The organism is Pseudomonas sp. GM50, from assembly GCF_000282375.1.
In the GTDB taxonomy this organism is placed as follows: domain Bacteria; phylum Pseudomonadota; class Gammaproteobacteria; order Pseudomonadales; family Pseudomonadaceae; genus Aquipseudomonas.
The window spans coordinates 46,122-53,880 of the sequence record NZ_AKJK01000105.1 but is presented as its reverse complement, the minus strand read 5'-3'; the positions used below and the strand labels follow the sequence as shown (position 1 = coordinate 53,880).

At 60.9% G+C, this 7,759-nt stretch carries 3 protein-coding genes (1 of these 3 running past the window's edge); all 3 read right to left on the bottom strand.

Going from position 1 to position 7,759, the window contains the following annotated elements; genetic code table 11:
- Positions 1-177: 177 nt before the first annotated feature.
- Positions 178-2,658 carry a TonB-dependent siderophore receptor gene (locus tag PMI30_RS05055; protein ID WP_008013526.1) on the bottom strand — a complete coding sequence of 827 codons (2,481 nt, stop codon included), beginning with the start codon at positions 2,656-2,658 and terminating at the stop codon, positions 178-180.
- 341 nt (positions 2,659-2,999) lie between these two features.
- Positions 3,000-6,230: a non-ribosomal peptide synthetase gene (locus PMI30_RS05060; RefSeq protein WP_008013521.1), complete on the bottom strand. Its 3,231-nt coding sequence runs from the start codon at positions 6,228-6,230 to the stop codon at positions 3,000-3,002.
- Positions 6,227-7,759, bottom strand: partial view of a non-ribosomal peptide synthase/polyketide synthase gene (locus PMI30_RS05065; protein WP_008013519.1) — the 3' end only. It continues 12,000 nt past the right edge of the window; 1,533 of the gene's 13,533 nt are visible here — the last part of the coding sequence; its start codon lies beyond the right edge, outside the window — the gene reads right to left on this strand; the stop codon is at positions 6,227-6,229. The genes PMI30_RS05060 and PMI30_RS05065 overlap by 4 nt, the downstream gene beginning before the upstream one ends.

Sequence of the window (7,759 nt, the reverse complement as noted above, 5' to 3'; positions counted from 1 at the left end):
GGCGATCCGACTTGCTCGCGAAAGCGGTATGTCAGGCGACATTAATGTTGACTGTGCTGCCGTCTTCGCGAGCAAGCCCGCTCCCACAGGGGGTTGTGTGTCCGCACACCAAATCGCAGGCAAATAAAAAGCCCGGCCCGCAAAATGCGGGCCGGGCTCAGGGTTTGTCGCTTGCAATCAGAACTGCGGTTTGTACGTCACGCTGAACATCAGGTTGCGCGGGTCGCCAAAGTTATTGTTGCCATTGAGCTGGTTGTAAGCGGGCGAAATGTACGTCTTGTCGAACAGGTTGTTGGCGTTGACCGCCAAACCGATCTCCGGCGTCAGCTGGTAGCCGATGCGGGCATTCCACACGGTGTAACCCGGTACATCTTTGTTAAGATCGTAAACCAGCGTGTGGCTTTGGGTGGTGAAGCCCAGACCGGTGCTGACACGGTTCCAGTCGCCGGTGAACTGGTAGTTGCCCCACACGCGCAGCATGTGTTTCGGCGTCCAGGTACTAAAGACGCTGCCTTCGTTGGTCAGGTCTTCCAGGTATTTTGTGGTGTTGTAGGTATAGCCCGCGAACAGCTGCAGGTTGTCCGTCACTTCACCACTGATTTCCGCGTCGACACCCTGGCTACGAACTTTCCCCGAGGCTATCGAGCAGTACGAGCCAGCACACTCCAAACCACCGGCGATGTCGTTGACGGCACGGTTTTCCTGGTCGTAACGGAAGATGGCCAGGGAGGTATTGACCCGACCGTCCATCAGCTCACCCTTGAGGCCGATTTCGTAGTTGGTGCCGATGATGGGTTTGAGCACCTTACCGCTGGTATCGCGGTTGGTTTGCGGCTGGAACACGTCAGTGTAGCTGGCGTACACCGCCCATTGGCGGCTCAGGTCATAGACGATACCGGCGTAGGGCGTGACCTCTCCGGTTTCAGTTCCGGTGCTTGGAGCGTTGGGCGTGATACCGGATTGTCTTTCGGTTTTCGACTTGTAGCTGAAGTCGTACCAGCTAACCCGGGAACCCAGTACCAGCGTCAGATCGTCAACCGGCTTGACGCGCCAGGTGCCGTACAGGCCTTTCTGGCGGATATCGTATTTGCTGAGGGTGCCCTGGCCGCCTGCGGCAAGCAGACTGTCGTAGCTGATGTCCGGACGGTTATTGTCGATGTCGAAGATGGTGTCGCTGCTGCTGTTGAAGGTACGGGCGAAGCGATCATCCGTCTCCAGCTGAGAGAAGTTGCCGCCCAGCATGACTTCCTGCTGCATCGACAAGGCTTCGAACTTGCCGGTCAGGTTCACGTCCAGACCGGCCTTCGTGGACTGGAAATCGGTCACGAAGTCGGCATATTGCACGCGACTGCCATCCGGCAAGAGACCGCCAGGACTTTGGGTTCGCTGGTTTTTCGACTGATTGTCTTCGGTCATGTACACGGTGCCGACCTTGAGGGCCCAATCATCGTTGAAGCGGTGCTCGAGATCGGCGTAGAGGGTGGTGACGTCGATTTCGGAGCGGTTCCAGCGCGCGCCGGTGTAGGTCGAACGCGAAACGTCCGGCATCGACCCGTCGGCGTAGAGTGGCAGACCACGGATGTTGCCGCGCGATTCGCCGTTGGATTGGCTGACCGCGAAGCCCAGGGTGGTGTCTTCACGCAGGTCGATATCCAGGGCGCCGTACAGCGAGTGGGTCTTGCTCCACGCGTGGTCGATGAACGAGTTGCTCTGGTCTTCGTCGACGACGATGCGGCCGCGGATGTTGCCGGCCTGGTTCAGCGGGCCGCCGGCGTCCACTTGCAGACCGTAGTGATCCCAGGAGCCGGCCTTGCCGGTCAGGGTCACGGTCGGTGTGCTCTGGCCACGCTTGCGCACCAGGTTGATGGCACCACCGGGGCTGCCGGTGCCTTGCAGCAGGCCGGAGGCGCCGCGCAGGATTTCCAGGCGGTCATAGAAGATCAGGTCCTGGGTCGCCCAGTTGCCCAGCGAATAGGTGTTACGCGGGATCGGCACACCGTCGTACTGCCAGTCGTCGATCTGGAAACCACGCGACGATAGAATCATGCCTTCGCCGACGCCCTGCAGGCCGACCACGCCGGTGGTCTGGTTGACGGCGTCCTTGAGATCGACCAGGTTCTGGTCATCCATCTGCTTACGCGTCATCACGGTGATCGACTGCGGAATTTCCTTGAGGGTGTGGGTGCCCTTACCGATGGTCACGGCATTGGATGTGTAGGAATTGGAACCTTCAGTGGTGGCGCCCAACTGCAACTGCTGGCCGCTGATGGTGGTAGCACCCAGTTCCAGACCTTGGGTCGAACTGCCGCGTACCAGCATCAACGTGTTGCCTTCAAAGCTGTAGCGCACGCCGGTGCCCTTGAGCAGTTCGGCAATGGCCGCTTCGGCGCTCAGTTTGCCGCTGACGCGGTTGCTGCGCAGGCCGGCCATGTCGGCGGCGTTGTAGATCACCTGCCGGTTGGCTTGCTCGCCAAACGCTTGCAACGCCTGGGGCAAGGGCTGCGCGGCAATGTTGACGGCGATCTCTTCGGCGCAGACCTGCGCGCTGAACGGCATCAGACAGGCCATGCCCAGACCGGCCAGCGAATGACGCGAGCGAAGCGTACGGGAAACGATCAAAGCCTTGAACAGAGGTTTCAACTCATGAATTGCTGACATCGTGCTCTCTATTATTCGTTAGAAGTGGATAAGACCGATGGGCCACCAAGTGCCCACGCTGCCCAAACACGTAAACCGCTCTGTCGGCCACCTCTGGGCAGCACGTCAGCTGGCGGTCGACCCGGCCCCTCCCCGGGCACAGGTCATCTCTCTGGACAACGGAAAAATCGTGTTCTGCCCTACAAACCCGAACCCTGGGGCTACCCTGCCCGACCCGAATTGTCTGCATACCTTAGTAAGACGTAGCACCGCGCAGAAACCGGAATGAGTTTATTTATCATTAACGACACATTTAAAAAAAAGCCGACGCGTTGGGCGTCGGCCTTTTATTTGCGGGGCTCTCAGCTGTTCTGTGCAGCCTTGGCGTTTTGCAGTTGCCGGGCTTTTTCCGTCAACAAGGCTTTTTCTTCCGGGCTCATGCTGTCCAGCCGCAGCCGCGTCCGGGCCAGTTTCTCCAGTTGACCGGGGCTGCTTTCCCGCGATCTCAATGCCAATGCCAGACCGGCCACGGTCGGATGATCAAACACCACACCGGGATGGATTTCGCACTGCAACAACTTGCGAATACCGGCCACCAGTTTGATCACCAACAACGAATGGCCACCGGCGGCGAAGAAATCCCGATCGATGCCCAAACGCTCAACACCCAGCAGCTGCGCCATGCGTGCCGCGAGCAATTGCTCGAGGGCATCCCGTGGCGCCTGACCGTCATCGTCAGCCAGGCTTGCGCCGAGTTGCTGTAACGCCTTGCGGTCGATCTTGCCATTGGCCAGGCGTGGAAAACGCTCGATGAACTGCATGTGCTGCGGCAGCATCACCGCGGGCAGACGCTGGGCCAGTTCACTGCGAACAGTCTCAAGCAAGGCCGGCGACGGTGGCTGCTGAGGCACGACGAAGGCCTGCATCCCCTGCTCAGCCGTCGCCCCTGGCAACACCAGTGCTTCAGCGACCTGAGGCAGGCTCAGCAATTGGGCCTCGATCTCCGCCAGCTCGATACGGAACCCACGCACCTTGATTTGCTGGTCGCGCCGACCGTGCAACTGAATCGCCAGATCTGGACGATAGCGCGCCAGATCTCCGGTGCGATACAGACGCTCCTGAGGATTGGACGGGCTCTGAATGAACACCTGCGCATCGGCCTCGGCATTGATGTAACCACGGCATAATTGCGCGCCGCCCAGGTACAGTTCGCCCAACATCCCGACCGGAGCCAGTTGCAGATGGTCGTCAAGGACATACACCTGATTGTTACCCAGCACCTGACTGAGGGCGCCAGTCTCTTGAGTTCCACCGTCCAGCACCAGTGGATGGACCAGCACACCCACCGTCGCTTCCGTCGGGCCGTAGTGGTTGAACACCCGGCAATCGCTGCGTAACCGAGCGATACGCTCGAGCAGCGCCGGGGCGATCGGTTCGCCGCCGAGAATCAGCGTGGATGGCAGTTGCGGGCTGTCGCTGTCGAGCAGCGCGGCAAGGTGCGAGGGAACGATCTTCAGGCAATCGATAGCCTGCTGTTTCAAGTAGTCGGCAAACAACCGGCCGTCCTGCATCTGCTCGTCACTGGCCACATGCAACGTAGCGCCGTTGCACAAGGCGCCAAACAATGCGGTGTTACCCAGGTCCGCCGCCACGGTAGAGGTGAAGCCAACGTGTTTGCACTGATCCAGCCCCAGGGCCTGACTGGCATGAGCGGTGTAATTGAGCAACTGTTGATGTTCGATCACTACGCCTTTGGGTACACCCGTGGAGCCTGAAGTGAACAGCACATAGGCCGCATCGCTGCCCTGTGTATCGAACTCGATGGCCGGTGCCGACAGGTCCGCCGACTGGTGCAATTGATTCAGCGTGCAGACGCTCAACGGATGACCGTGCCACTGATCAACTTGCGCGACATCCACCAGCAACAAATCGGCCCCGGCCTGCTCCAGCATCAACACCTGACGCGCCATCGGCCATTGCGGGTCCAGCGGCAGATACGCCGCGCCGACACGCCAAGCCGCCAGCATCGCCACCACCAGATCGGCCGAGCGCGGCAACGCCAACGCGACGATCGAACCACGGGCCAGGCCCTGGGCTTTCAAAGCCTTGGCCAACACCTCGACATTGGCCTGCAAACGCCCGTAGCTCATCTGTTGCTGCGCGTCGGTCAGCGCGACGGTGTCCGGTGTGGCATGAGCCCAATCGGCAATGCGCTGTGGCAGGTAGCGGCCATCCACCAGCGGCCGGGGTGGCAGGTTGATTGCCAGCAAACGCTGTTGCTCGGCGGCCCCCAGCAAGGCCAGCTGCCCCGGCTCGGCCTGAGGACTGGCCACGATACTCGCCAGCAATACGCTGAACTGCGTCATCAGCCCTTCGACAGCCATCAGCGAATAACGCTGCGTGGCGTAATGAAGATGCAGGCGGCCCGATTCGCCCGGTTCGAGTTGTAGCATCAGTTCAAATTGAGTTTCCCGAGCAACGGGACGCTGGACGGGTGTCCACTGCAGTGTGCTAGAAGTCTGGGGCTGCGGTGCACGCCAGACCGCGAAACCATAGGCCGGTCTGGCCGCCGCGGGTGCGAGTTCCGGTGACCAGTATTCCTGCCAGGTACGGTGCTCATCCAGGCGCGCCGCCAGTTCACCGACCCAGGCGCTGAACGAAGTACTTGCCGCCATCGACAAATGCAGCGGCAGGGTTTTCTCGAAAACGCCCACGGCGTCGCAGAAATACTCGTAGTCGTCACGACTGTCGTGCCGCACCCCGACCAGTATCTGTTCGCTCCCGCCCAGACGCCCCAACAGCAGCCACCAGGCGGCTTGCATCACGACGCTCAGCGGTTGCGCCAGCGAGCCAGCCAACTGCTGCAGCGCGTTGTGCAGCGTGGGCTCAAGTGCGATGGTCAACAGCGCTGTCGCGGACGATGTCTTGGCGGTTGCGGCCCGGTAGCCCAGCCATGGGGTGGACAGGTCGACATCCGCGCCGTGCAGGTGCTGCTGCCAGTAAGTCCGGGCACTGGTTGCATCCTCGTCGAGCACCACTTCGCTGCGCCATTCCAGGTACTGGGTGAATTCCCCGGTCTCGTCATCGGCCTCGGCCAGACCCTGCTCATACGCCAGCAGCAGTTGCTGATAAATCAGCCGCAAGCCGCTTTCATCGACGCAGTGCCGGGCAACACCCAGCACCAGGGTCCAGTGATTGTCCGCCTGGCGATAGAGCATCGCCTGAGCGTTCTCCGACTCACCGACGACAAACGAGCGTGCCGCCCATTCGGCGACTTGAGCCTGGATTTCGGCCGCCGTTTCCAGGCGTGTCTGCACCGTCAACGGGAAGCGCCCGACGCCGCCGGCGAACTGGCGCAGACCATGGAAGCCCGGCGCCTTGGCCAGGCGCGGCACCAGCATCGGTTGCTGCGCCAACAACGCATCCAGCGCCGCTTGCAGACGCTGCGGGTCAAGCGCACCGGTAATTTTTACTTCCAACAAGTGCAGCGCATCACTGCAGGCCGGGGCCTTGGGCAGCTGCTCAAGCAGCCCTTGCTGCTCGGGAGTCAAGGCGTAACCCAGGTCCTGCGCGTCCATCGATACCTCGTTCATGCTCCGGTTTCCTCGGTGTTCATGGTGCCTTGGGCGGTCTGTGCGCTTTCAAGGGCACTGCGGTCGAACATGTCACCCATGGCGACGACGATCTTGCGCGGGCCTTCGAACGGGTCACGGGCGTGGGCCACAAGCATGTTGTCCAGCAGGATCGCATCGCCTTTTTGCCAGTCGAAACGCACCGCGCATTCCTCGTACAACTCACCGATGCGCTGCATCACCTCGTCTTCGATCGGCGAGCCATCGCCGTAATAGACATGACGCGGCATCCGCTCCAGGCCGAACATCGACAGCAGGTCTTCACGCACATCCGGCTCCAGCCAATAGATGTGGTGCAGCTGCACCTGATTGAAGAACGACTTCTCGCCGGTAATCGGGTGACGGATGATCGCCGGCCCCGGAGTACGGGTTTGCAACTCATCATTATCGAGCCAGCGCCATTCGATACCACCGGCACGGCAACGGGCCTCGACCTCGGCGCGATCTTCGGTCTTGAAGAAGTGCTGCCAGGACACGTCGAGCTTGTCGGTGAACGTGCGTACGTAGAGCAATCCCTTGTTTTCGAATTTTTCACGCAGGTCCGCCGGCAGTTTTTCGTACATCAACCGGCAATCGACCACCGGTGTCGCACCGCCCACGGGCGCCGCCTGCTCGCAATAGAACATCTGCTTGCGCGGCCAGCGATCCTGATGAGAACTCTCGTTGTGGAACAGGATCATCTTGCGTTCCGGGTACGGCGTGGAACGGTAGGTGTTCTTGCCGCCCTCCTTCTTCGGCAGGTCGCCATACTGGCCGTAGAGCCCCGGCTGGATCGCTTCGGCAAAGGCTTCAAAGCCCTGAATGCCGTCCAGTTCGAAGCCGCGGAACAGAATGCCGGCGTGCTCGGCCAGTTTCTGTTCGATCAATGGCCGGTTGTGGTTGATCCACTGGATCACGTCCAGGTGCGGCTCGTTCGGCTCCAGCAGCAACGGAAACCTCTGCGGTGCAACCAGCAGGGATTCACGCAGCGGCGACGGCCGGACTTTGGCGACCGGGGCCTGGGAACGCTTGAGGAATTTGCCGAGTTTGTCGGCCTTGGGTCCCGGGGCGGCGGCGGGCATGGCAGCCACCGCGCGGTTGTCGACAGGCATACTGAGAGCTCCCAATTGAATGTCCTGATCAGCGACGATCTGTTCCAACAGGGCTATCCAGGCCTTGACCAGGTACTGAATGCGCTCGTGTCCGAACAAGGTTGTGGCGAATTGCCAAGTACCCAGCAATTGCCCTTCTTCATCGTCAACGAACAATGCCATGTCGAATTTAGAATGGGTCTCGAGCGCCGGCAGCGCTTCCACGCTCAAACCGCCCATGGCCTGGACGCGTCCCGGCAGGTTGTTCATCACGAACAACACCTGCACCAACGGGTTCATGCCCTTGTGTCGCGGCACGCCCGAGGCGTCGACGATCATGTCGAACGGCAGGTCCTGATGCTCCAGGGCACTGAGCAGGGTTTCCTGGGTCTGCGCGAGGAAGTTCGAGAACGCGGCACC